We start from the raw sequence: 25,226 nt of genomic DNA on the forward strand, positions 1-25,226 counted from the left end.
GTGTCGCGCATAATAGGAATTATATGCCGATAAATCGGACAATTTAACCAACTCCAACTACGAAAGCGTTGCGCGACAGAAGAATTTTCACTTAGCCATCCAGCTATTGGAAAATGTCGCTCTGGTTGCAGCCTGCCCACGCAGCGAGGGAAAACAATGATCGTCAACCGCCCGTCTACCGAACACGCCGCCCATTCCACAACCCGTCGCGGCTTTCTGCTGGCATCGGCAGCAGTCAGCGCATTTGCCATGAGCGGTACGCGTTTGCGCGCCGCAACGCCGGCAAAGGGTGGCACGGCAACGCTGCTTTTGTCGTCTGAGCCACCGGTTTTGACCACCATTGCGCATACGGCGTTCAACTCGGTCTATGTCTCGCCAAAGGTCACCGAAGGGTTGCTCACCTATGATTTCGACCTCACACCAAAACCCTTGCTGGCAACCGATTGGCAGATCAGCCCGGACGGGCTGAAATATACGTTCAAACTGCGAGATGGGGTGAAGTGGCATGATGGCAAGCCCTTCACCTCGGCAGATGTGGCGTTTTCCATCAAAACCATTGCGCAGGTCCATCCGCGCGGGCGCAACACATTCCTCAATTTGACGGAGGTGGAAACCCCGGATGCACGCACGGTGGTGCTCGTGCTGTCCAAGCCCGCCCCCTATCTCATCACCGCCCTTGCCTCTTCCGAGACGCCGATTGTGCCAAGGCATCTTTATGAAGGCACCAAAGTGCAGGAAAACCCGGTCAATCTTGCCCCTGTTGGCACCGGCCCCTATAAATTCAAGCAATGGGTGCGCGGCAGCCATATTGTCTATGTCCGCAATGAGGACTATTGGGACAAGCCCCGCCCCTATCTCGACAGCCTGATTGTGCGCTTCATCTCGGATTCGGCGGCGCGGTCGATAGCGATTGAGGCGGGTGAGATTGATCTGGCGCCAAGCACACCGGTATCCTACGGCGATCTGGATCGGTTGAAAGCCTTGCCGCATATCGGTTTTGAAACGCAGGGCTACCAATATTCCAATGGTGTTACGCGTGTCGAGTTCAATCTGGAAAAAGAGTTTTTCAAGGATGTGCGGGTGCGCCGCGCCTTCGCCCATGTGATTGATCGCAATGTGATTTTCAACACTGTCAACTACGGCTATGGCGCGCCGATTACCGGCCCCATCAATCCCAAACTGTCAAAATGGTATGTTGCAGACCTGAAGACCTATCCCATTGATCTTAAAGCGGCGGAAGCTTTGCTGGATGACGCTGGCTATAAGCGCGGCAAGGATGGCATCCGCGCCCGCCTCAATCTCGATTATGTGCCGGGTGAAGGCTATCCGCGCGGCGCGGATTATATTCGGCAGGCGCTGGCCAAGGTGGGCATTGAGGTCACGGTACGCACACAGGATTTTGCCACCTACACCAAACGCATCTACACCGACCGTGATTTCGATTTTGCCTATGAAGGCATGAGCAATCTGTTTGATCCCACCGTGGGTGTGCAGCGGCTTTATTGGAGCAAGAATTTCCTAAAGGGCGTGCCTTTCTCGAATGGCGCAGCCTATAGCAACCCGAAAGTCGATGCCCTGCTGGAAGCAGCAGCGGTGGAGATTGATCCGAAAAAACGCGTGGCGCAGTGGAAGGAAATCCAGCAGATTCTGGTGGAGGATGTGCCTGCCATCGACATCGCTGCGGCTCCAGAAATCACCATTTATAACAAGCGTATCGCCGATCACACGCTAGGCGCGGAAGGCATCATTAGCAGCCTCGCCTTCGCCTATATCGCGTCATCGTAAGGCTTGGTTTCTGAAGGTTTTCGCCGGGCGTTGAGCCGGTTTCATCTCCTGTTTGTCGAGGATATTATGGTCACTCCCATCTCCAAACTCTGGTATACGCGCTGCCCGGTGCCAACGCCCGTGGGGCTTGCGGCCCAGCTTGGCTATCTTGAACAAAGCTTTGCCGAGATTGGCATCACGCTGGAGTCCATCATTGATTCCCCCGATAAAACCATCCGACAGAGCCATTTCAACCACACGCTGGAATGGTCCTTCCGCCATGGCGGCAATGTGCCACCCATCCGCGCCCGCTCGGAAGGCCGCAACACCCGGCTGGTGGGCATTACCTGGACCGATGAGTTTCAAGCCATCATCACCCTGCCGCACACTGGCATCAAAAGCCTGAAGGACCTGGTTGGCCGCCGGTTTGGCGTGCCAAAGCGGCCGGACGGGATTGTTGATTTCATGCGTGCCACCGCCCTGAAAGGCCTTGTATCGGCCCTGTCGCTGGAGGGGATTTCGATCAATGCGGTTGATCGGACCGACATCACCATCACTGAGTCCGTGCTGGATGGACAAACGGGCGTATCGCTGTTTGGCCTGAAGCGGCGGCAATCCTTTGGCGAGGAGGCCGCAGCCCTGTTGCGTGGCGAGGTCGACGCAATTTTTGTGAAAGGAACTGCGGGTATTGCCGTTGCCAATCTGATTGGCGCGGTGACGGTTTCTGACTTCGGCTTTCATCCCGACCCAACCATCCGCATCAATTCCGGCTCGCCGCGCATTCTCACGGTGGATGCGCGACTGGCCGATGAACGTCCCGATCTGGTGGAGCGGCTGATTGCGGTGATCCGCAAGGCCTCCGGCTGGGCGGAGGCACACCCGGATGAAACCCGCCGCTTCATTGCCCGCGAGGCGGGAGCCAGCGAAGAACAGGTGCTGGCCGCCAATGGCCCGGATGTGCACCGCCATCTCGGCATCGGGCTGGAGTCTGCCCATGTGGCCGCTGTGAAGCATTATAAGGATTTTCTGTATCAATGGGGCTTCTTGCAGGCCGATTTTGACCTCGATGCCTGGGTGGATCAGCGCCCTTATGCCGCGCTGGACCGGAGGGCTGTTGCATGAGTGCCACCGTTTCTGCCATCAAGCCCAATGCGGCACCAAGCCCTGATCCCGTTGAGATCGCACGAGAACTGGCACGCGATTTCGCAACGCGCGCCGCCGAATATGACCGCAGCGGTGATTTCCCCCATGACAACATCGCAGCGCTTCACGAAGCCGGTTTGCTGGCTTTGTTGATTGCCAAAGACCATGGCGGTCTGGGAGCGAACCTTGAAACCGCGCATAAGGTCATCTCCGAAATCGCGATTGGTGATCCTTCAACCGCGCTCATTCTCACCATGCATTACACCATCCATGGTGTGATCAATCTGGGGCGCTGGCCAGAGGCCTTGGCAGCGCGCGTGCTGGCAGCCAGCCGAACCAAGCCGGTGTTGGTCAACAATGCGCAGGCCGAGCCGGGCATGGGCTCCCCCGCCCATGGCGGATTGCCCGAAACCATCGCCCACATTGAGGGAGATCATTGGGTGATCAATGGTCACAAGAGCTTTGTCACTGGGCTTGCCGGGCTGACATGGGCGGTTGTGCTGGCATTGACCACGGAAGAGGTGCCACGCCTCATTCAGGTGCTGGTGCCGCTGGATGCTCCGGGCATTCGCAAAGTGCGCACCTGGGAGGCAGCTGGCATGTATTCCACCGCCAGCGATGATCTCCTGCTGGAAAACGTGCGGGTGCCGCTGTCTGATCTGATCTTTGAACAACCGGCCAGCGAGCCACTGCGCCGCGATCCGGATTTCGCCAACACCTTCTTCACGCTGCTGTCTTCGGTCTATCATGGCGTGGCTCTATCGGCCCGAAATGATCTTTTGAAGCACCTCACCAGCCATGCCCCCACCAGCCTTGGCGCACCCTTGGCCTCTATTCCGCGTCTTCAGGAAGGCGTGGGCCAAATTGAAGTGCTGCTGGCCACCAATGCCCGGCTGCTGCGCTCTTTGGCACGCGACGTTGACCAAAAAACAGCAGGCCCCACCGACGCGCTGGCGGTGCGCCACGTGGTGATCGACAACGCCGTGACCGTCACCGATCTGGCCCTCGAATACGGCGGCAACCGTGGCCTGAGGCGCGATTATCATCTGGAGCGGCACCATCGCGACGCGATTACCGCCCGCGCCCATGCCCCACAAAGCCATATGATCCGGTCCATTTTCGGCAAAGCCGCTCTGGAGCGAGCTTCTGTGAAAACCTGAAACCCTATTTTTGCAAGGATATAGCCATGAGTATCTGCACCTATAGCGCAAGACTTCAGCAGCGGCGGGCCGAGCTGAGCACCATGATCGACATGCAGGAAACGTTCAGCGGTTATTCCTGCGATGATAGCGTTGACGATAGACTGATGGATCTGCGGGAGAGGCTGGCTGACGTGGACTATGATCTGCGCCAACACAGGCTTGAACAACAACAAGAGAACCGGGGAGACAGTCACGGATTGTCTTACTATATCAGCGGCAGATGATATTGGCAAAAAACAGCGTGAGAAGGTCAGCGTAGTAAGGATGCTTCAAATATCTTTTCCTTGCGAGGGTCTGTAAGGTTCAGATTGAACCAGACAGACTCTCGCTTTTCTTGTTGTCGTTTGTCTTTTCGGGAAAACCGGTAGCCACTTTTCCATGAAAAACTCTAGGGTTGAGCAACATTTTGCCTGCACGCAATTTGAACACCAGCCAATAAATGCCAAAAATCAATCCGATATCCGCTTTTCAACGCGATTTTTCGATCTTCAAAACCGGTCTTTCCATAAAATTTTTCCAACTCATCAACGGGAAGCATGAATCTTCCAGAGGGGTGTTGAAAATTAGAATAGTAAATCAATAGACAATATTGATTGCAACACGCAAAAGCTTACCCTTGGTCCACGGGTTCATTCACTCACTACCCAGGGACATTGATGATGACGCTTCGCCGCACTTTTCTTGGCCTCAGCCTTGCGCTGGCCGCTTCTGTTAGCCTTTCGACCATCGGCCATGCATCTGATGCGCCGGTCAAGGGCGGAACCTTGGTCTATCTTGAGCAGCAGGCCCATACCAATCTCTACCCACCAGCAGGCGGCTTTTACCCCAACAGCGGCATTCTCAACCAGATCACCGACAAGCTGACCTATCAAAACCCCAAGACGCTGGACATCGAGCCGTGGATTGCCGAAAGCTGGGCAGTCAATGCCGATAACACGGAATATACCTTCAAGATCCGCCCCGGCGTGACGTTCTCCGATGGCTCTCCCGTGGATGCCAATGCGGTGGCCAAAAACTTCGATCGCTTCGGGCTTGGTGATAAGGGCTTGAAACAGCCGGTGTCGGAAGTGGTCAATAATTACGACCACAGCGAAGTGATTGACCCGCTGACGGTGAAATTCGTGTTTAAAAAGCCCTCGCCGGGCTTTCTGCAAGGCACATCCGTTATCGGCTCCGGTCTGGTGTCGCTGAAAACGCTCTCACTGCCGTTTGAGCAATTCGGCAACGCCACCAAAATCATTGGTTCCGGTCCCTTTGTCGTCAGTGCTGAGACGCTTGGCAAATCCCTCGATCTGAAAGTGCGCGCCGATTACAATTGGGGTCCGAAAAAGCTTGAGCATCAGGGCCGCGCCTATCTTGATGGCATCAAATATATCATCACCCGTGAAGATGGCGTGCGTATTGGTGCGCTTCTGGCCGGTCAGGCCGATCTGATCCGCCAGATTCAGGCCTATGATGAGGCGCAGGTTGAAACACAAAATTTCAAGATCTATGCACCCGGCACCCGTGGCGTGAACAATTCGGTGGTGTTCAGGCCAGACAATCCGCTGGTTGCTGATGTGCGGGTGCGCAAGGCGCTGTCTTTGGCCACCAACCGCGATGAAATCATCAAGACCCTATTCTCCAAGAACTATCCACGCGCCACCTCAATCATTGCTTCCTCGGCCATTGGCTATGTCGATCAATCCGACAAGCTGGGCTTTGATGTTGATAAGGCCAAGGCGCTGTTGGATGAGGCTGGATATAAGCCAGATGCCGATGGCATTCGTGCCAAGGACGGTGCCAAGCTGGTGCTGACAGCCTATGAATCCCTGCCCCAACCACAAAACCGCGCCGCCTTGCAACTGATTGCCCAGCAATGGCAAAAAGTGGGCGTGAAGCTCAACGTGCTGGCCGGCGATGCGGGAAGTGCCACTTTGGATGATCTTGATCCGCAGAAAACCCCTGTGGCTCCTGCCATGGTGGGGCGTGCTGATCCCGATGTGATCAAGAGCCAATATTTTCCGAAAAACCGCGATGTGCTGCGCCAAAAGGGCGGTGCCAGCGACAAGGTGCAGGGCTTTGCCGATGACAAGCTCAATGCCATTTTGCAAGAAATTAGCTCGCAGCCTGATCCGCAAAAGCGGCTGAAGGCCGTGGCCGATGCGCAGGCCTATGTGCTGGATCAGGCCTATGCCATCCCGATTTTTGAAGAGCCACAGGCTTTTGCCGGAGCGCCTTACGTGAAGGGTGTGGCTTTTGATGCCGTTGCCCGCCCAAGCTTCTACAGCGTCTGGCTGGATAAGTAATGGTCAGCAACCGGATGGCGGCAACCGCTGCCACCCGGTTTTGAAATCTGCGGAGATCGATGATGACGCGATATGTTGCAAGCCGGATAGGACAAGCGGTTTTGGTGCTTTGGGCAGCCTTTACCCTGTCCTTCATTCTGTTGCAGGCCATGCCTGGGGACGCGGTGCTGATCAAGTTTCTCAGCCCGGATTATGGGTTAAGCCCAGATCAGATCAAGGAAATACGGGCGGCCTACGCCGTGGATTCCTCAGTGTTCGCGCAATATTTTCACACATTGTCGAATTTCTTACAGGGCGATTTTGGCTATTCGCTGACCGCCGGCGTGCCTGTGACGGCGCAGCTGGCCACAGGTCTGCCTGCCACGCTCACGCTGGCCGCTCTTGCCTTTATTGCCGCCATCGCCCTTGCCGTCTTTGTAGCAGTGCTGTCTTCGCTCGCGCCGTTTTCGTTTCTGCGCAATCTGGTGCAGGCGGTGCCTTCGTTGTTGATCTCGGTTCCAGTGTTCTGGCTGGGTATTATGCTGATCCAGATTTTCTCCTTTCGGCTGAAGCTGGTGTCAGTGATCAATCCCGGACCATGGGAAAGCCTGCTGCTGCCAGTGATCACCCTGTCGGTTCCCATTGCCGCGCCTCTGGCGCAAATCCTGATCCGCAACATTGATGAAATCCGCACACGGCCTTTCATCTCTGTGGTGATTGCCAAGGGTGCCACGCCCGCCCGCGTGCTGTGGCGGCATGTCGCCATCAATGCGGCTTTGCCAGTGCTGACCATTGCCGGGGTGCTGTTTGGCGAGCTGCTGGCAGGTGCCGTGGTGACAGAAACCGTGTTTGGCCTGAACGGTCTTGGGGAATTGACCGAAAAGGCCGTCAGCACGCAGGATATCGCCGTGCTTCAGGCCATTGTGGTGATCTCTGCCACTGCCTTTGTCATCATCAATCTTCTGGTCGATCTTGCCTATCCCCTTCTCGATCCACGCCTGAGAAGCCGGAACGGAGCCACATCATGAGCAGCGTCGAAATTCTCTCTCTGCAAACCCATGCCGTAAAGCCGGATAGCGTCACCCGCCGTGCATCCCTCATCCGTTTGAAACGGCTGCGCCCCGGTTTGGTGCTGGCGTGGGTGGTCATGGTCACCGTGCTGCTCTGGGCCGCTCTGCCATGGCTGTTTACCAGCTATAACCCGCTAGAGGGCATTTCCGGTGGGCAGTTGAAAGCGCCGTCTGCGGCCCATCTTCTCGGCACGGATTCCCTTGGGCGTGATCTTTATGCACGGATTGTCTACGGCTCCGTTCACTCGCTGTCGGGTGCGCTTGCAGCCGTTGGCGTGGGGCTGGTGGCGGGCACGCTGCTTGGGCTTTTTGCCGGAGCCGTGGGCGGGCGCTGGGATATGGTCATCATGCGTTTTGTCGATGTGCTGCTGTCCATACCAACCCTGCTTTTGTCGCTCAGCATCATTATTCTGCTCGGCTTTGGCACCATCAATGCCGCCATTGCGGTTGGTACGACTGCCATTGCCGGGTTTGCCCGGTTAACTCGATCCGAAGTGGTGCGGGTGCGGCGGGCGGATTTTGTCGAAGCCGCCTATGGCAGTGGCGGCACGTTTTTGAGCGTACTGTGGCGGCATATCCTGCCCAATTCGCTGACCTCGGTGATTGCCTATGCCGCCGTGCAATTTGGTTGGGCCATTTTGCAAATGTCCACCCTCGGCTTTCTGGGCTATGGCGCACCGCCTCCAACACCGGAATGGGGCCTGCTGATTTCCGAAGGGCGAAATTATCTCGCCACCGCCTGGTGGCTGACCACAGCCCCCGGCCTGATTGTTGTGGCCGTGGTGCTATCTGCCAACCGCATCAGCCAATCCTTGGGGAGCACCAGCCGATGAGCCAGACCCCTTCTGTTCTCGACATTCGAGACCTGAATATTTCCTATGGTGATGGTGAGACCCGCACCCGCGTGGTGCATGATGTATCCTTCTCGGTCGGTGCCGGCGAGGTTGTGGCACTGGTGGGCGAAAGCGGATCAGGTAAAACCTCCACGGCACAGGCCATCATTGGCCTGCTCTCTGGCAATGGGCAGATTGATAGCGGCTCTATTCGCTTGAATGGCGAGGAGATTTCGCGCTGGAGTGAAAAGCGCTTGCGCGGCATTCGCGGCCCCGTTCTCAGCCTGATCCCGCAAGACCCTTCCAATTCGCTCAATCCGGTGCTCACGATTGGCGCGCAGGTACGCGAAATTCTGGAAATCCACGGCAAGCTTTCCCGCCGGGATACAGATCGGCGCGTGCTAGAACTGTTGGTGCAAGTGGGCCTTTCCCAGCCGGAACTTCGGGCCAAACAATATCCGCACGAACTCTCCGGCGGCATGAAACAGCGGGTGCTGATTGCCATCGCCATTGCGCTCAAGCCAGCGCTGATCATTGCCGATGAACCAACCTCGGCACTGGATGTCACCGTGCAGCGTCGCATTCTGGATTTGATTGACGATTTGCGCAAAGCTTATGGCACCGCCGTTCTGCTGGTGACCCATGATCTGGGCGTTGCCGCTGATCGCTCGGATCGGCTGGTGGTGCTCCAGTCTGGCCGCATTCAGGAACAGGGCAAGACAGCAGAGGTGTTGGCCGCACCCAAAAGCTCTTATACGGCAAGGCTCTTATCCGATGCGCCATCGCTGGCGGCCCCGGTTGTGCGGCCTGCCATTGCCGCGGATCGGCCCATCAGCGTCAGCGTTGAACATCTGGTGCAGGAATTCAAACTGCCAACGGGTGATCGTTTCCGCGCCGTAGATGGCCTTTCCTTCACTGTTCCGCAAGGCACTACCCATGCCATCGTTGGCGAATCCGGCTCTGGCAAAACCACTACAATCAGGGGCATTGCCGGGTTTCAAACCGCCACATCCGGCAGCATCAGGGTGGGTGATTTTGACCTTGGCAGCCTGAACCACAAAAGCCTGCGTGCGTTCCGGCGCAAGGTGCAGCTTGTCTATCAAAACCCGTGGAGTTCTCTGGACCCCAAGCAGACAATCTTCTCAATTGTCGAAGAACCGCTGCTGAATTTTGAGCCGCTCCCCAAGCAAGAGCGCGCCGCCCGCGTGGAAGCCATGATTGAACGCGTTGGCCTGCCGCTTTCCGTTCTCAACCGCAAACCCCATGCGCTTTCTGGCGGGCAGCGCCAGCGGGTGGCCATTGCCCGCGCTCTGGTGCTGGAGCCTGAGGTGGTTGTGCTGGATGAGGCCGTCTCGGCGCTGGATGTGACGGTGCAGGCGCAAATCCTCGCCCTGCTTGGCAATTTGCAGCATGATTTTGGCCTGACCTATATTTTCGTCTCTCACGATCTGGCCGTGGTGCGCCAGATCGCCGACACCGTTTCGGTTTTGCACAATGGCAAACAGGTTGATTACGGCCCGGTTGAAGAGGTCTTCACCTATCCGCAAAGCGCCTACACCCGCGAATTGATCGAGGCGATTCCCGGCCGGGCTTTTCCGCGGAAACACCAACATTCACTGACAGCAGGATCACCATCATGACGCAGACAACACAGCCAAAACGGCTCGGCTTTTTCACACGGTTGCTGGATGATACCGATGCGGCGGGGCGCTATCGTCTGGCGGAAGAGCAAATCCAGCACGCCGAAGCCAATGGCTTTGACAGCGCGTGGATTGCCCAGCATCATTTTCACGCGGAAGAAGGCGGCCTGCCATCGCCTGCGGTGTTCCTCGCCCATGTTGCGGCCCGCACATCCACCATTCGGCTTGGAACCGGGGTGATTACGCTCCCGATGGAAAATCCGCTGCGCGTGGCAGAAGACACCGCCGTGACTGATCTTTTATCCGGTGGCCGTCTGGAAGTGGGCTTTGGCACCGGTGGCACCCGTGAATCGTTCGAGGCTTTTGGCATTGCGGCCGAAAAGCGCGGCGAGGTCTATGGCCAATATCTCGACATCGTTCGCAAGGCATGGGCAGGCAAGGATTTAGGCGCAGGCAACAGGCTCTATCCCAATGCGCCGCATCTGCTGGATCGCGTCTGGCTTGCGACCTTCTCACCCGTTGGCGCAAAGCTTGCGGGTGAAAGCGGCGATGGGTTGATGCTGTCTCGCACCCAGCCGCGCCCGGCAGATAGACCCGATGCACGGCTTGATGAATTACAAAACCCGATCATCGATGCCTATCTGAACGCATTGCCCCAAGGCCGCGCCCCGCGCATTCTCGGCTCCCGCAGCCTGTTTGTGGCTGAAGACCGCAAGCGCGCCTTGAAGCTGGCAGAAGCTGGCCTCACCAAAGTTGCCGCCCGCTTTGCCGCAGCAGGCCATCGCATTGAAGGCACCAGCGTGGAAGATCTGATCAAGGCGCTGGATAGCCATGTGGGCACACCAGATGATGTGATTGCCTCGCTGAAGACTGACACGGCTTTGGCGCGCTCCACCGAACTCGTGTTTCAAGTTCACTCCATCGATCCACCCCATGCCGATATTCTGCGCTCGATTGAGCTGATTGCTGCCGAGGTTGCCCCCAAACTGGGCTGGAGCCGAAACACACAGCAAGCATTAGCCGCAGCAGAATAATCCATTGAATTTTATCAGGAAAGTAAAGTCTGATGACCGATATTATTGACACTCTCAGCGGCATTGTTCCCGGCTCCAAAGGCGAGGCTTTACGCGCACGCCGCCCTGTGACCAAGGACGGGGCGCAAGCCAGCTGGCAAGCGCTGTTTGCACCGGTTGATGACAGCCAGTTTTCAATCGGCGAGCGTTTTGCCGTTGCAGTTTTTGTGGCGGGTCTGCACGGTCAGTCGGAAATTGCCGCATTCTACGGTGAAAAGCTTGCCGCCAATCCTGCGCTGTTGACCGCTGTTCAGACCGCCGCATCCAAAGGAACCGCCATTGGCCCTTACGGCCATTATCCCGCTGGTCCGCTCTCCTCTGAGAACAGCGAGGGGCCTGATTTTGCGGTCACTGAGCGCGAAAAAACCATCCTTGGTGCACGCTTGGCAGCGGCACTAGAACACGCCCATCTTCTGATTTTTCACCTGCGCGATGCCAAACCACAGGCGCTTGATGCGCTGCTCAAAGCGGGCTGGAGCACCACGGGCATTGTCACGCTGTCGCAGCTGATTTCCTTCCTCGCCTTTCAGATCCGCGTTGTCGCCGGTCTGAAAGTCTTGAACGCCGCCTAGAGACTTTCAGGTTCAGACTGAACCTAAAAGTCTCTAGATTTCTTTGTTTTCGTTTGTCTTTTAGGGAAAACCGGATTCCACTTTTCCCTGAAAAACTCTGAGAGGACTTTCCATCATGACCGACACCATTATCGAACCCAAGGTGGACAACGCCCCCAATGTCTTCACGCAAGACCAGATCGGCTGGACACCATGGCTTGAGCCTCTGACCGAACCTGAGCTAACTGACCGCCATTATGAAGCGCTGGTGGACAAGGCGCGGGCGAAATCGCCCTATTTCTCTCTTCTGGTCCGCGATCCCGATATTCTGGAAGCCCGCACCAAGACCGATAAGGATATTTTCTACAACACCGCAGATGGCCTGCCCCGCGCCGAGCGCGAACTGAGCGCCACCGCCACATCGCGCTATAACGGCTGCATCTTTTGCGCGTCCGTCCATTCCCGCTTTGCGTCACACCACTCGCCCCGCAAGGATGATGTGCAAAAGCTGCTGGATGAAGGTGTGGGGGCTGATCTCGATGAGCGCTGGAACGCCATTGTCAGTGCCTCAGTGGCATTAACAGCAACCCCGCCCGTGTTTGCGGTAACCCATGCGGAGCGGCTTCGCGCGGCCGGTCTTTCCGATGACGAGATCTATGATGTCGTGCATGGCGCGGCCTTCTTCAACTGGGCAAACCGCTTGATGCTCTCGCTGGGCGAGCCAACGCCAGCGGCTTGAATGGAGATAATCCCATGACACTTCAACAAAAAATCGCAACCCTGCCCTTTGTGGATATTGGCCGTTTCCATGCGGGAGAAGAGGAGCGCGCAGCCTTCATTACAGACCTGCGTCGCATTCTGTTTGATCACGGCTTTTTCTATCTCACCGGCCATGGCGTTGATCCAAAGCTGATTGCGGATGTGCTCGAGACCGCCAAACGCTTTTTCGCGCTGCCGCTTGAGGAAAAGCTGAAGATCGAAATGGTGAAATCCCGGCACTTTCGCGGCTACAATCGTGCGGGCTATGAGCGCACCCGTGGTCAGCAGGATTGGCGCGAACAACTGGATATAAATACGGAAGGCACGCCTGTCGAGATTGGCCCGGAAACACCTGCGTGGAAACGTTTGCTCGGGCCAAATCAATGGCCAGAGGCTATTCCAGAACTAAAGCCCCTGTTGCTGACCTATCAGGCAGAAGTCACCCGCGTTGGCATTGATGTTTTGAAGGCCATTGCCGTGGCGCTTGACCAGCCGGAAGATGTGTTTGCGCAGATCTACGAGCCGCAACCATCGCAACTGTTGAAAATCATTCGCTATCCCGGGCGGGATGTGGCTGAGACAAATCAGGGCGTTGGTGCCCACAAGGACGGCGGCTTCGTCACGGTTCTTTTGCAAGACAAGGTCGAAGGTCTACGGGTGCAGACTGAAGACGGCGTGTGGCTGGATGCTCCGCCCGTACCGGGCACCTTCGTGGTTAACACCGGGGAATTGCTGGAACTGGCCACCAATGGCTTCGTGCGGGCCGACGTGCATGATGTGGTTGCACCGCCTGCCGGTATTGAGCGCTTCTCCGTCGCCTTCTTCTTAGGCTCGCGCTACGACGCAACGATTCCGGTGATTACGCTTCCAGACGAGCTGCACCGGAAAGAACGCGGCATCACGGTTGATCCGCTGAACCCGATCTTTCGGGAGGTTGGTCAGAACCATCTGAAAAGCCGCCTGCGGTCGCACCCCGATGTTGCCCGCGCCCACCACGCTGATTTGCTCACGCCTGAGCAATTGGCCGGACAGGCGGTAGCGCAGGCCTATTAACAGCGGCTTTGCAAAACAATGATCGACACGCCGAAAATCCGGCAATTGGCATGCTCACCACGGGTGAGGCATGTTGGAGAACATCATGAGCAGTGATTTACAATTTCTCTGGTATATTCCAAACCAGACGGTGCCGGGGCATCGCGGTGACGATACTGTCGTTGGCCATAATGCTCTTGAAACGCTGGTAAAACAGGCGGAAGCGCTGGAACAAAACGGCTGGCAGGGGGCGCTGATTGGTGCCGGGTGGGGACGCCCGGATACATTCACCGTCGCAACAGCGCTGGCGACACGCACGCGCAGCTTTGAAGCCTTGATTGCCATCCGGCCGGGCTATTGGCAGCCCGCCCATTTTGCGTCATCCGCGGCGACGCTTGATCATCTGACTGGCGGGCGTGTGCGCATCAATATCGTTTCCGGCAAAGATTCGGTCTCCGCCTATGGCGACACCGAGGGCGATCAGGCCGAGCGCTATGCCCGCACGCGCGAGTTCATGCGGCTGACCCGCCGCCTGTGGACCGAGGAGAACGTCACCTTCAAGGGCCAATATTATCACGTCACAGAGTCAACCGTTCAGCCGAGGCTTCAGCCACGCGGGGAGCGCAAACACCCCCTGCTCTATTTTGGTGGTGCCTCTCCAGCAGCAGAAGAAGTATCGGCAACCGAGGCCGATGTTCAGCTTTTTTGGGGTGAGCCGCTTGCGGATATCGGGGAGAGGATCAACCGTCTGAAAGACCTGAGCCGTAAGCTGGACCGTGATCTGCCCCCGCTCCAGTTTGGCCTGCGCGTGACCACGCTGGTGCGTGACACAACAGAACAGGCATGGACAGACGCGGAGGCGAAAGTTGAAGCGATGGCTAAAAGCAGCGGGGTCGTTTGGCACGATCATGCTGGCACGGTTGCCGTTGGCCAACAGCGGCTCTATGATCTGGCCAAGCGCGGCGATGTTCTAGACGACAATCTCTACACCGCACCCGGTAAATTTGGCGGCGGCGGGGCTGGAACCACCTGGTTGGTTGGGTCAGCACAAGATGTTGCCCGTTCCCTGAAAAAGTATCAGGAGCTTGGCATCACCCACTTTGTTTTATCAGATACGCCCTATCTCGGCGAAATTGCACGACAGGGACAGCAGTTACTGCCTCTGCTTCGCGGGTAATGGCTGCTCACAGCAAAAACATCACGAAGGCCATTTCTAAGGGACTTCGTAATGTTTTGTTTCTCATTGAATGCTCTTAAGGCCGCAGCTATGCCTTGCCCTTCCATGGCACAAGCACGCGCTCCAGCAGGCGAATGCCAGCACCAAAGGCAAAAGCGCAGACGGATATAATCGCGATGCCAACAAAGACAACATCGGTGGCCAAAAACTGCGACGCGGACATGATCATATAGCCGATACCCCGCGTAGACGCGATCAGTTCAGCGGCCACCAGTGTGCCCCAGCCAATGCCAAGTCCAATCCTGATGCCCGTGAGAATTTCCGGAAGCGCCGAGGGAAAGACAATGCTGGAGAACAATTGCCAGCGGCTTGCGCCCAAGGATCGCGCCGCATTCACCCGCTCAATCGGCACGGATTTTACCCCTGCCTGTGCAGAGAGGCAAATCGGCGCAAACATGGCCAGAAACAACACCATGATCTTCGAGGTTTCGCCAATCCCCAGCCAGATGATCATCAAGGGAAGATAAGAAAGCGGCGGCAAAGGCCAGTAAAACTCGATGGGCGTATCCAGAATGCCCTTGGCCCAACGGTTAAGGCCCATCAGCAAGCCAATGGGTATGCCCGCAACAATGGCGAGAATGGCGGCCACGCCGATGCGAAACAGGCTGGCTCCCACATGGTCACCGATCGATGCCCCCGCATAGCCATCGCTGAAAATGACCACAAACTGATGCACAACCTCATCAGGACGCGGCAAAAACAGATGCGGCACAACCCCCAGAGCCGATACCAGCCACCATGCAAATAAAAGCACAAGTGCCGTCACCACACTGATCAACACCGTCGGCTTTCGACCAATGCCGAACTCGCGCATTCGCACCGTTTTGATACCCGGTGTTGGCACCACTACGGGGCGCACATCGTTGCTGATCAAGGTCATGCGAAAGCCTCTTTATGGGTCTGGCCCGAAATCTGAGTTGTGTGGAGAAGTTCGCGAATTTCTTCGCGCAGCAATGCAAATTGGGGCGAGAGATGGATGGCGCGGACATCATTGGTCTTGACGAATTCGCGCACAAAATCCAGCTCATAGCGGGCAATAATCCGGCCGGGTCTGGGGGACATCACAACAAGATGCGTTCCCAGAAACAAAGCCTCTTCGATGGAATGGGTGATGAAAAAGATGCGTTTGCCCGTCCGGTGCCATACAGAAATCAACAATTCCTGCATCTGTTCTCGCGTCAGACTGTCGAGCGCGCCAAAAGGCTCATCCATCAACAGCACGTCCGGCTCGGTGGTCAAGGCCCTTGCAATGCCAACCCGTTGGCGCATGCCGCCGGAGAGTTCATAGGGAAAACTGCCGGCAAAATCGCCAAGACCAACCAGGTCGAGAAGCTCTTTTGCGCGGTCACGCCGTTCCTTAGCCGACACGCCCGCGAATTTCAGGCCAAGCGCCACATTGTCGAGCACATTGGCCCAAGGCAACAAGGTGTCCTTTTGAAACACCACCCCACGACCTGCCCCCGGCCCGCTGATACCGCGGCCATTGAGGGTTATGGAACCAGCTGACAGGGGCAAAAACCCCGCAATCGCATTCAGAAGCGTGGATTTCCCGCAGCCCGATGCGCCGAGGGCAACGACAAAAGCACCTTCGGGAATATCGAGGTTGACCTTCTCCAGCGCATGGACATCTCCACCGTCACGGGCGTCAAAGTAGACGGTGGCATTTTGAATCCGCAGCATGGGGTTCTCTTTCAAAAACAATCCCGCCGGCAATCGTGCCAGCGGGATGAAAGCCTCTAACAATCAATCAATTGGTGACTTGCAACGCCTCTGGCGTGACGAATGCCGCATAGCTTGGCAGCACATCGCCAATCTTGCCCTGCGTTTTCAGAAATTGCGCTGTGTCTTTGAGGATCTTGGCGGCACCGGAATTCTCACCGCCACCCAACCATGCAGCAGACGCCTGCACCTCAGGTGTCAGCAGGTTGAGGTTCTTCAAGGCGGCAGCCTGTTGTTCAGCCGTGCCACCCAGCAGTTTGGCCAACTGCTTGGCATTGTCGCTATCCTGGCCCCAAGCGCTCTTGTCCTTGGCAAAGGAGGCGTAATATTTGTTGATCACGCCGGCATAGGCTTTCAAGAAATCAGGATTGGCCTTGGCAAATTTTCCAGCAGCCACCCAGGCTGAAAATGTGGGAGCGCCTTTATCCGCAACATCCTTCGATGTCACCAACACCTTGCCATTCTTGCTGAGTTCCGTCAGCGCCGGATCCCAGACAAATCCGCCATCGATGTCGCCGCGATTATAGCTCGCAACAATTTCCGGCTGCGGGATGGCAAACACTTGCACATCCTTTTCGCTCAAACCCAAGGATTTGATCAGCGCCAACAGCTGGTAATGGTCGGTGGACACGGGCGCTGCCGCCAGCTTCTTGCCTTTCAGGTCGTTGACAGAATTGATGCCGGACCCATTGCGCACCACAAGCGCTTCATCCGTTCCGGAAATCGATGCCAGATAGAAGGCCTTGACATCAAGGCCACGCGATGTCGCAGCAGCAAATGGGCTGGAGCCGACATAACCGACCTGCACATCGCCGGAGGCAATAGCTGCAAAAATTTCTGCGCCGGAATTAAACTTACGGAAATCGATGTCATAGCCCGTTGCCTTGGCAAATTCGCCATTGGCAATGGCCACTGAAGACGGAAGCGCATCGGTCTGATAGGCAACAATCACCTTTTTGTCAGCGGCAAATGTTGGAAGCGCGACAAGGGCAATGCCAACGGATGCCAATGCAAATGTGACGAGTTTTTTAAGCGACATTTTGTGATTTCCTCCAAGTCGAGCTGGCGAAATGCCGTTCACTTGTATGCAGACGATCTTAAGGATTGGATACTTAAAGAATAGAAATTATATATTTTTTGTAGTTTACTGGCGGGAATATTGTACTCAATTTTGAAGTATTTCGTATCAACGTCACCCAGCAAGCCCAATGCGCCATTGAAATGGCGGAGGCGTGCCATTGACGGCGAAATCACCGACAATGCGATCCTTGTAGATCCGGGGATTGTGAGAGGACAAAGTGCGGGCGTTGCGCCAATGGCGATCAAGACCAATGGGTTTGCTTGTCGACGATGCGCCAAGAGCATCGAAAATAATGGTTGAGGCCTCAAGAATGAGGTTGGTCACCACCGTCAGAGCTTGAGATGTTTCCAGCTCTGCAATGATATTGGCACGATCTTCGGCGTCACGATCACCGCTGAAATGGGCCTGATAGGCCCTCTCGATGGCGCGTGCCACCTGCAAGACAATTGCGGTTGCCGTGTAGGCATTGCTGCGGATGCGACCGACAACCTGCAACACCTGCGGGTCTTGGCTGGAGCGCGGGCCTGCGGCGTTGGAGTAGTTTCGCACCCGTTTGGCAACGGCCGCAGCCGTCTCGTCGGCAATGGCGCGGCCAATGCCCGCAAGCGTGGCGAGATGAACTGTTTGGTAGAAAGCCGCGCCATAGCGAAACTGATTGTCATCGGCAACGATGTCTAACGGATCAACGGCGGCATCAGTGAATGTCGTTGTGCCACTTGCCGTCAATATCTGGCCAAAGCCATTCCAATCATCAATAACCTCGACACCCGGATCATCACGTCGGACCTGCGCGGCGCTGCTGGCACCATCAAGCCCGGTGACACCCACATTGATCCAGTCGGCAAACAGCGAACCTGTTGTGTAATATTTCTGGCCGTTGATGACGAATTGACCATCCCGCTTGGATACGGTGGTTGAAAAGCTGGCCTGTTGGGCGTTGCCAATTTCCGTCCATGCGTTTCCAACAAGGTCGCCCCGCACCAGACGTTCCGTCCAGCGTCGGCGGTCTGGGCCATCAAGCTTGTTCACCACATCCTCGGCAAAGCCAACATGACCGCGCAGCGCCTGGGTGATATTGGAATCCGCAGCAGACAGCTCGATCAGCAGATTGAACAGTTCAGGCAGTGTTACGCCTGCACCCCCTTCAGATTCCGGCACCCGAAGGGCTGCGAAACCAGCCGCCTTGAGCTTGGCGATTTGCTCGGTGGGCAGTGTCCGGTTGAGCTCGCGTTCAATGGCACCGGTGGAAATTTCAGCGAAGATCGGGCGGAATTTTTCGGCAAGGCTTTCATAGCGCTCTGAAGGGCCCTCGCCCCAGCCTAGATCAATTTGTGACATGACGATGCTTTTCCTGTTGGTCGTTGTTGGTGTCCGGATTTAAGCGGACGCTCCGAGATAGATGTGGTGAAGATCATCGCGCGCAGTCAGCTCCGCAGAGGTGCCCGCCAAAACCACCTTGCCGCTTTCAAGAATGTAAGCGCGGCTGGAATGCCCCAGCGACAAGGCCGCGTTTTGCTCGGCAAGCAAAAAGGCCACGCCCTTTTCACGGTTGAGCCTGCCGATGATCTCGAAAATTTCCTGCACAATGCGCGGGGCCAGACCCATGGATGGCTCGTCCAGCAACACCAGCCGGGGCTGGGTGAGAAGAGCGCGGCCAATGGCCAGCATCTGCTGCTCACCGCCGGATGTCAGACCAGCCAGTGTCTTCCGCTTTTCCTTGAGCCTCGGAAACCAATCGTAGACCTCCTCAATCTGCCGCAACAGATCGCGGCGGCGAGGCCTGTGCAGGAATGCGCCTGCCTGTAGATTTTCCTCAACCGTCAGATGAGAAAACACATGGCGGCCTTCCAACACATGGACAATGCCCCGTGCTGCGAGATGATTGGCAGCAGAGCCGAGAATATCACTGCCATCAAAGCGGATGTGGCCTTTACGCACGGTTGCCCTGTCAGCGCTCACCAGACCGGAAATCGCCTTTAAAACCGTGCTTTTGCCTGCACCATTGGCACCAAGCAATGCCACAATCTCGCCTGCGCCAACGGTGAGCGAAACATCTGCAACCGCCAGAATGGCGCCGCCATAGACAACTTCAATGCCGGACACGTCCAGAAGATTATCTGCAACAATATCAGTCACTTCCGGCTGTTGCTCAGTTGGCTCAAGCGCAAATGACATCATCCATCTCCTTCGTGTCTGTCTGGTTCAGATTGAACCCAACAGACTCTCGATTCTTTTGTTTTCGTTTGTCTTTTCGGGAAAACCGGGTTCCACTTTTCCCTGACAAACGCCAAAAACCGGAGCAGCGGGGCCCGCTCCGGTGCATGACCCATCAGTTGGTGCCAACATCCCGCGGGGTAATGCCGTTTTCCTTGGCATAGGCTGCGGATTTTGCGTCAATCAGCGGGCGAAGGGTTTGGCGATCCGCCTGCACCCAGTCACTGATTGGCGTCCAGTTCTTGCCATTCCACTGTTGCGCCCGTACTGCCCCGCCGCCTTCGTGATCTGCCGGTGTCAGTTGCAGGTTTTGCACAAGGCCAAGGAAACCCGCCTTTTTCAGCGCGGCATCATCGAGCTTGAAGTGTTCCAGCGCCCACTGTCCCTCTTCACTGGTGATCGGGCGGTTGCCGAATTTGGCCTGCGCCTGTCGCACGATTTCAACCGAAATCAGCGCATCCACCAGACCGGAATTGTAATAGACGCTGCCAAAAGCCTTGGTATCGCGCAGGTCCGATTTACCGGTATCGATGATATGTTGCTTCAGGCGCTTATGGATGTCGAAATCCGCACCTGCTGGATATGGTGTTAGAGCCAGATAGCCCTTGGCCGCATCCCCTGCCGGAATGACATCCTCTTCGGACGAGGCCCAGACATCGCCAATCACATGATCCGCCGGGAAGCCGAAGCGCTGGGCGGTCTTGATGGCAACCGGCGTGGACACGCCCCAGGTGCGCAGAAAAATCCAATCCGGTTTCTGCTCGCGCACCTGCCGCCATTGCGATGATTGCTCGCTGCCGGGATCGGCAACCGGAATCTGGATGTTTTCAAAGCCATATTTCTTGGCCAGCAGCGCCAGCGGATCAAGCGTTTCGCGGCCATAGGCGCTGTCGTGATAGACGGTGGCAATCTTCTTGCCCTTAAGCTTGTCAAACCCGCCCTCACGCTGGGCAATGTAATTCACCACCGCCGAGGCTTCACTGTAGAAGGTCACCATCACCGGAAAATTATAGGGAAAGACGCGGCCATCGGTGGCTTCTGTACGGCCATAGGCCAAAGTGACCAGTGGAATCTTGTCTTTCGTGGCGCGATCAGACAGCGCATAGGCTGCCGGAGCACCATTGGGGAAATAGGCGGAAATCGGGGCGCCGTTCAGGCCACGCTTGAAACGTTCATAGCACTCAATACCCTTTTCGGCGGTCCACTCCGTTTCGCACTCCTGCCAGACGATGGGAACACCATTGATGCCGCCTTCCACCTCGTTGATGTAGCGGTAGTAATCGATACGTCCCGCCCAGATGGATGCGCCGGATGCCGCATAAGGACCGACCCGAAAACTGGCTATTGGGAAGAACTGCTTGTTGCTATCCGGTCCCGGTGTCGTCTCAATGGCCTGTGCAGCGCCCGCGAAGACGAAAGCCGATGCCGCAAGAGCAATCGCGTTTCGCAAAAATACCTTGAACATTCCATATCCCCTGTTTGCCAAAGAGGGGCGCCGCAATACCGCACGCGCCCGATCTTATGGATCAGTTGGTTTCTGTTTCCGGCGTGCGTGGCGTAATGCCGTGTTCCTTGGCGTAGGCTTCCGCCCCTTGCTTGATCAGCGGATTGAGAAGATCGTGATCTGCCTTGATCCAATCGGTCTTCAGCACCCATTTCTTGCCATCCCAGCTCTGGATACGGGCAGCACCGCCGCCTTCGTGGTCGGTGGGTGTGATCTTGATCGGTTGCAGCAGGCCCTTGAAGCCGATCTGCTCCAAACGCTTGTCATCAATTGTCAGATGCTCAAAGGCCCAGCGGCCTTGCTCGCCATTCAGCGGTTTCGGGCCAAAATGCTTGTAGCCGGTGCGCAGCGCCTCAACCGCCAATGCCGCATTGACGAGGCCGATATTGTAATTGACCGCGCCAAACAGTTTCGGATCGCGCAAATCGGATTTGCCCTTGTCGAGGATTTCAGCCTTCAGGCGCTTGTGGATCTCAAAATCCGTGCCGCCGGGATAAGGTGCGAGTGCGGAATAGCCGATGGCAGCGGAGCCTGCGGGAATGGCATCAGACTCTGATCCGGCCCAGACATCACCAATGATGTGATCGGCTGGAAAGCCGAAGCGCTGTGCCGTCTTGAGGGCAACAACGGTGGAGACGCCCCAAGTGCGTAGGAAAACCCAATCCGGCTTTTGCTCGCGGATCTGGCGCCATTGTGGTGATTGTTCATTGCCGGGATCGGCCACCGGAATCTGAATATTCTCAAAGCCATATTTCTTGGCCAGAAGCTCAATCGCTGGCTGGCTGGCGCGGCCATAGGCGCTATCGTGATAGACGGTTGCGATCTTCAGGCCTTTCAGCTTATCAAGACCGCCAACCTTGGAGGCAATATAGTTGATGCCGGTAGATGCCTGACTGTAATAGCTGAACAGCAGCGGAAAGGCATAGGGAAACACCGTTCCATCCACGGTTTCCGTCTTGCCGCCTGCGGGATCAATCAGCGGAATCTTGTCGGCTGCGGCTTTTTCAAGCAGGGCATAGGTGGCAGGGGTGCCGTGGGTGAAGAAAAAGGCCAGCGGTGAGCCGTCCTTGCCAGCCTTGACCCGCTCATAGACTTCAACGGTGCGGTCCGGGCTCCATTCGGTTTCAAACTCTTCATAGTTGAGCTTCACGCCCTCAACGCCGCCTTCCACCTCGTTGATATAGCGGAAATAGTCGCGCTCGCCCGCCCACCACAGTTCGCCGGAGGAGGCATAGGCCCCGACGCGATAGGTTGGCAGGGGAATATATTGGCTGACATCTGCTGCAAAGGCTGGCGCGCTGGCCGAGAAGATGGTGCTGGCAAAAAGTGCAGCAATAACAAAACGTTTCATAGGGTTCACTCTTGTGGTTAGGAGGGAAAGAGACGCCGACGTGCGCCATGCGCACGCCGCAAACCGAGCAGGCGCGACAGACCCTCAGGCTCCTTGATCAGAAACCAGATGATGAGAATGCCGAAGATTGCCTTCTGGATATTTTGCAGCAGCCCTGCATCCACATGGCCGCTGAACAGATATTGAAACAGCCAATCGAGCGCCAAAGGCAGCAGACTGACGAAAGCAGCCCCCAGATAGGCACCCCTGATGGTACCAAGGCCACCGATAATGATGATGAAGAGAATTTGGTAAGAACGGGTGAGGCCAAAACTCTGAACACTGGCCGATCCGAGATAGGCAAACGCCCAGAGCGCACCCGCAATACCAAGGATGAAGCTCGACACCGCAAAGGCTTGCAGCTTGGCCCGGAAGGTGGGCACACCAATCACCGCCGCTGCCGTATCCATATCGCGGATGGCCATCCAGTTGCGGCCTGTCTGGCTGCGGACGAGGTTGAACGACAGCAAGGTTAGCAATGCCACACTGCCAAGGGTGAGAAAATACCGACCGTGAGGATTATTGAGATCCAGTCCAAACAGGGAAAGGCCGTGTGGCAGGGCAATGGTTGCGGATGAATTGCCATTGTAAAACCACGGAAATTTCAAAAACAACCACTCAAAGAAGAACTGCGCCGTGAGTGTGCTGACAATCAGGTAAAAGCCCTTGATGCGCGTGGAGGGCAGGCCAAAAGCCAAGCCAACCACGCCAGAGATCAGGCCGGAGATGATCAGCGCCAGCGGCAAGGGCAATTCGGGAACCCGAAGCTGGAAGGCGAAGGTGGCATAGGCCCCCACCATCATGAACGCGCCTGCGCCTAGCGATAATTGCCCCGCATAACCGGTGAGAAGGTTCAGCCCCAACCCTGCAAGCGACAGGATCAGGAAGGGCACAATGATGGCATTGATCCAATATTCAGAGGTCAGAAAGGGAGCAGCCAACAGCAGGATAACAAGTGCCACAAGGCCCACAGCCTTCAGGCCAATGTTCTGCACGGGATGGGTGACTAACCGCAACTCAACGTTCGTCATCGATCAAACCCTTTCAATCTGGCGTTCGCCGAAAAGACCGGCGGGACGGATGAACAGGAAGACGAGCGCAAGCGCATAGGCAAACCACGGTGTGATACCGCCGCCGAGAAAGGGGCCAAGATAGGTCTCGGCCAGGCTCTCGCCCGCACCCACGATCAACCCACCAACAATGGCACCGGGAATGGAGGTGAAGCCGCCAATGATCAGCACCGGCAAGGCTTTCAGAACCACCAGCGACAGGGAAAATTGCACGCCTTGCCGCGCACCCCACAACAGGCCCGCAACCAGCCCCACCAGCCCGGCGACGGCCCAGGCAATCTGCCAGATCCGATTGATATTGATGCCGATGGAGAGGGCCGCGCGCGTATCATCGGCCACGCTGCGCAACTGAATGCCGATGCGTGTTTTGCTGAACAGCAGGGACAGGATAACAACAATGGCAAGAGCAACGCCTGCGGCGATCAGGTCGAACTGGCTGATCATGATATCACCCAGAAAAATCGGCAGATCTTCAATGCCAAGATCCAGCGCCCGCACCTGAGAGCCCATAATGCCTTGCGCCACGCCTTCCACCACATAGGAAAGGCCAAGCGTTGCCATGAACAGCGTCATCGGGCTGCGGTTGGTCAAAGGACGCAGCAAGAGTTTTTCGATGGCAATGGCGGTGAGGATCAAAAGGGCAATGGTGACGGCAATGGCACCAAAGGCAGGCACACCCTGATCCGTCAGCGTGACATAGGTCAGCGCTGCAAACAGCAAAAGCGAGCCTTGCGCGTAATTGAACACGCCGGATGCCTTGTAAATCAGCACAAAACCGATGGCGACCAAGGAATACATCGTGCCCGCCAGCAGCCCGCCAATCAGGGTTTCAATAAACATGTTCATGCCGCGATCTCCTTGTGGTCGGAGCCGAGATAGGCGGCAATCACATCCGGGTTGTCGCGGATCGTCTCTGGCAAGCCATCGGCCAGTTTGCGACCGTAATCGAGCACCACAACGTGATGGGCGAGCTTGAGCACAATGCCAATGTCATGCTCAATCAACACGATGGTGAGTTTGAGCTCCGTGTTCAGCCGGGCAATGACGGCGGCGATTTCCTGCTTTTCCTCAGCATTCATCCCGGCCAGCGGCTCATCCAGCAACAGCAGGCGGGGCTTGCCAACAACGGCTCTGGCGATCTCCACCTTCTTTTGAACGCCATAGGGCAAGGTGCCAACAATGGCTGCCGCATGTTTTTCCAGATCGAACAGATGCAGCACGGCCTGCGCCCGCTCGCGAAAATCTCTCTCCTGCTTTAACGCACGGGGAAGCTGGAAAGCCTCCTCAAGCAGCATGACTTTGGAATGCCGCGATAACCCGGCGATGACATTGTCGAGCACGCTCATACCCGAAAACAGCGCGTTGTTTTGAAACCCGCGACCAATGCCGCGCCGTGCTGCCTCCAGCGGCTGCATGCGTCGGAAATGTTCGCCCTCGAAAACGATTTCGCCGGAATCCGGCACATAGACGCCATTGAGGATATTCAAAAGCGAGCTTTTGCCCGCACCATTGGGGCCAATCAGGGCGCAGATTTCCTGACGCTCGAGCTGAAAACTCAAATCAGAAATCGCCTTCACCCCCTTGAAGGAGAGCGATACGTTTTTCACTTCCAGCGCTGGACCTGTGGGCGTGCTCATCGGGTCATGCTCCGTCTTTCTTTAGTGAAGCGGACAAACA

At 56.5% G+C, this 25,226-nt stretch carries 24 protein-coding genes; 13 read left to right on the forward strand and 11 right to left on the reverse strand.

What is annotated here, in order from left to right; genetic code table 11:
- The first annotated feature begins 156 nt into the window (after positions 1–156).
- The 4 genes from IEI95_RS11085 (at position 157) to IEI95_RS11100 (ending at position 4,333) form a co-directional block, all read left to right on the forward strand.
- Positions 157–1,785 (forward strand): ABC transporter substrate-binding protein, encoded by a 1,629-nt coding sequence (locus IEI95_RS11085; RefSeq protein ID WP_156532831.1) that lies wholly within the window; start codon positions 157–159, stop codon positions 1,783–1,785.
- Positions 1,786–1,851: 66 nt separating this feature from the next.
- A complete protein-coding gene (locus IEI95_RS11090; RefSeq protein WP_194416414.1) occupies positions 1,852–2,886 on the forward strand; it encodes an ABC transporter substrate-binding protein in 1,035 nt (344 codons plus the stop codon).
- Positions 2,883–4,067 (forward strand): acyl-CoA dehydrogenase family protein, encoded by a 1,185-nt coding sequence (locus tag IEI95_RS11095; RefSeq protein ID WP_156532827.1) that lies wholly within the window; start codon positions 2,883–2,885, stop codon positions 4,065–4,067. Before IEI95_RS11090 ends, IEI95_RS11095 begins: the two co-directional genes overlap by 4 nt.
- A 26-nt stretch (positions 4,068–4,093) precedes the next feature.
- The gene (locus IEI95_RS11100; protein ID WP_041699706.1) at positions 4,094–4,333 is read left to right on the forward strand and encodes a hypothetical protein; all 240 of its coding nucleotides are present in this window, start codon (positions 4,094–4,096) and stop codon (positions 4,331–4,333) included.
- 164 nt (positions 4,334–4,497) lie between these two features.
- Here IEI95_RS11100 and IEI95_RS11105 read toward each other — a convergent pair whose 3' ends face one another.
- A complete protein-coding gene (locus IEI95_RS11105; RefSeq protein ID WP_156537531.1) occupies positions 4,498–4,647 on the reverse strand; it encodes a hypothetical protein in 150 nt (49 codons plus the stop codon).
- Between the two features lie 118 nt (positions 4,648–4,765).
- Here IEI95_RS11105 and IEI95_RS11110 point away from each other — a divergent pair, with 118 nt between their 5' ends.
- From IEI95_RS11110 to IEI95_RS11150, 9 genes are all read left to right on the forward strand, one after another.
- Entirely contained in the window at positions 4,766–6,397 is a 1,632-nt protein-coding gene (locus IEI95_RS11110) for a TIGR04028 family ABC transporter substrate-binding protein (protein WP_194416415.1), read from the forward strand.
- Between the two features lie 62 nt (positions 6,398–6,459).
- Positions 6,460–7,404, forward strand: coding sequence for an ABC transporter permease (locus IEI95_RS11115; RefSeq protein ID WP_156532825.1), 945 nt, complete (start codon positions 6,460–6,462; stop codon positions 7,402–7,404).
- Positions 7,401–8,279, forward strand: coding sequence for an ABC transporter permease (locus tag IEI95_RS11120; protein ID WP_156532823.1), 879 nt, complete (start codon positions 7,401–7,403; stop codon positions 8,277–8,279). The genes IEI95_RS11115 and IEI95_RS11120 overlap by 4 nt, the downstream gene beginning before the upstream one ends.
- Entirely contained in the window at positions 8,276–9,919 is a 1,644-nt protein-coding gene (locus IEI95_RS11125) for a dipeptide ABC transporter ATP-binding protein (protein ID WP_156537532.1), read from the forward strand. The genes IEI95_RS11120 and IEI95_RS11125 overlap by 4 nt, the downstream gene beginning before the upstream one ends.
- Entirely contained in the window at positions 9,916–10,953 is a 1,038-nt protein-coding gene (locus IEI95_RS11130) for a putative FMN-dependent luciferase-like monooxygenase (protein ID WP_156532819.1), read from the forward strand. The genes IEI95_RS11125 and IEI95_RS11130 overlap by 4 nt, the downstream gene beginning before the upstream one ends.
- 32 nt (positions 10,954–10,985) lie before the next feature.
- A complete protein-coding gene (locus IEI95_RS11135) occupies positions 10,986–11,564 on the forward strand; it encodes a CMD domain protein (protein ID WP_156532817.1) in 579 nt (192 codons plus the stop codon).
- Positions 11,565–11,679: 115 nt separating this feature from the next.
- Complete coding sequence (locus IEI95_RS11140) at positions 11,680–12,282, forward strand: alkylhydroperoxidase domain protein (protein ID WP_156532815.1); 603 nt, start codon at positions 11,680–11,682, stop codon at positions 12,280–12,282.
- A 14-nt stretch (positions 12,283–12,296) separates the two neighbouring features.
- The gene (locus IEI95_RS11145) at positions 12,297–13,355 is read left to right on the forward strand and encodes an isopenicillin N synthase family dioxygenase (protein WP_156532813.1); all 1,059 of its coding nucleotides are present in this window, start codon (positions 12,297–12,299) and stop codon (positions 13,353–13,355) included.
- Positions 13,356–13,440: 85 nt separating this feature from the next.
- Positions 13,441–14,511 carry an LLM class flavin-dependent oxidoreductase gene (locus IEI95_RS11150; protein ID WP_087730493.1) on the forward strand — a complete coding sequence of 357 codons (1,071 nt, stop codon included), beginning with the start codon at positions 13,441–13,443 and terminating at the stop codon, positions 14,509–14,511.
- 88 nt (positions 14,512–14,599) lie between these two features.
- Here the strand turns inward: IEI95_RS11150 and IEI95_RS11155 are convergent, their stop codons facing one another.
- From IEI95_RS11155 to IEI95_RS11200, 10 genes are all read right to left on the reverse strand, one after another.
- Positions 14,600–15,451: an ABC transporter permease subunit gene (locus IEI95_RS11155; RefSeq protein ID WP_087730492.1), complete on the reverse strand. Its 852-nt coding sequence runs from the start codon at positions 15,449–15,451 to the stop codon at positions 14,600–14,602.
- Positions 15,448–16,251, reverse strand: coding sequence for a taurine ABC transporter ATP-binding protein (locus IEI95_RS11160; protein WP_156537533.1), 804 nt, complete (start codon positions 16,249–16,251; stop codon positions 15,448–15,450). The genes IEI95_RS11155 and IEI95_RS11160 overlap by 4 nt, the downstream gene beginning before the upstream one ends.
- Before the next feature lie 67 nt (positions 16,252–16,318).
- A complete protein-coding gene (tauA, locus tag IEI95_RS11165) occupies positions 16,319–17,329 on the reverse strand; it encodes a taurine ABC transporter substrate-binding protein (protein ID WP_156532809.1) in 1,011 nt (336 codons plus the stop codon).
- 153 nt (positions 17,330–17,482) lie between these two features.
- Entirely contained in the window at positions 17,483–18,709 is a 1,227-nt protein-coding gene (locus IEI95_RS11170; RefSeq protein WP_156532807.1) for an acyl-CoA dehydrogenase family protein, read from the reverse strand.
- Positions 18,710–18,748: 39 nt separating this feature from the next.
- A complete protein-coding gene (locus tag IEI95_RS11175; protein WP_156532805.1) occupies positions 18,749–19,549 on the reverse strand; it encodes an ABC transporter ATP-binding protein in 801 nt (266 codons plus the stop codon).
- A 151-nt stretch (positions 19,550–19,700) separates the two neighbouring features.
- Complete coding sequence (locus IEI95_RS11180) at positions 19,701–21,050, reverse strand: ABC transporter substrate-binding protein (RefSeq protein WP_194416416.1); 1,350 nt, start codon at positions 21,048–21,050, stop codon at positions 19,701–19,703.
- A 61-nt stretch (positions 21,051–21,111) separates the two neighbouring features.
- Positions 21,112–22,440 (reverse strand): ABC transporter substrate-binding protein, encoded by a 1,329-nt coding sequence (locus IEI95_RS11185; protein WP_156532802.1) that lies wholly within the window; start codon positions 22,438–22,440, stop codon positions 21,112–21,114.
- 17 nt (positions 22,441–22,457) lie between these two features.
- A complete protein-coding gene (locus IEI95_RS11190; protein WP_156532800.1) occupies positions 22,458–23,510 on the reverse strand; it encodes a branched-chain amino acid ABC transporter permease in 1,053 nt (350 codons plus the stop codon).
- Positions 23,511–23,513: 3 nt separating this feature from the next.
- Positions 23,514–24,395, reverse strand: a complete 882-nt coding sequence (locus tag IEI95_RS11195) for a branched-chain amino acid ABC transporter permease (protein WP_015918305.1) — start codon at positions 24,393–24,395, stop codon at positions 23,514–23,516.
- A complete protein-coding gene (locus tag IEI95_RS11200) occupies positions 24,392–25,186 on the reverse strand; it encodes an ABC transporter ATP-binding protein (RefSeq protein ID WP_156532799.1) in 795 nt (264 codons plus the stop codon). Before IEI95_RS11200 ends, IEI95_RS11195 begins: the two co-directional genes overlap by 4 nt.
- Positions 25,187–25,226 lie beyond the last annotated feature (40 nt).

The sequence above is a fragment of the Agrobacterium vitis genome, from assembly GCF_014926405.1.
GTDB lineage: Bacteria > Pseudomonadota > Alphaproteobacteria > Rhizobiales > Rhizobiaceae > Allorhizobium > Allorhizobium vitis_H.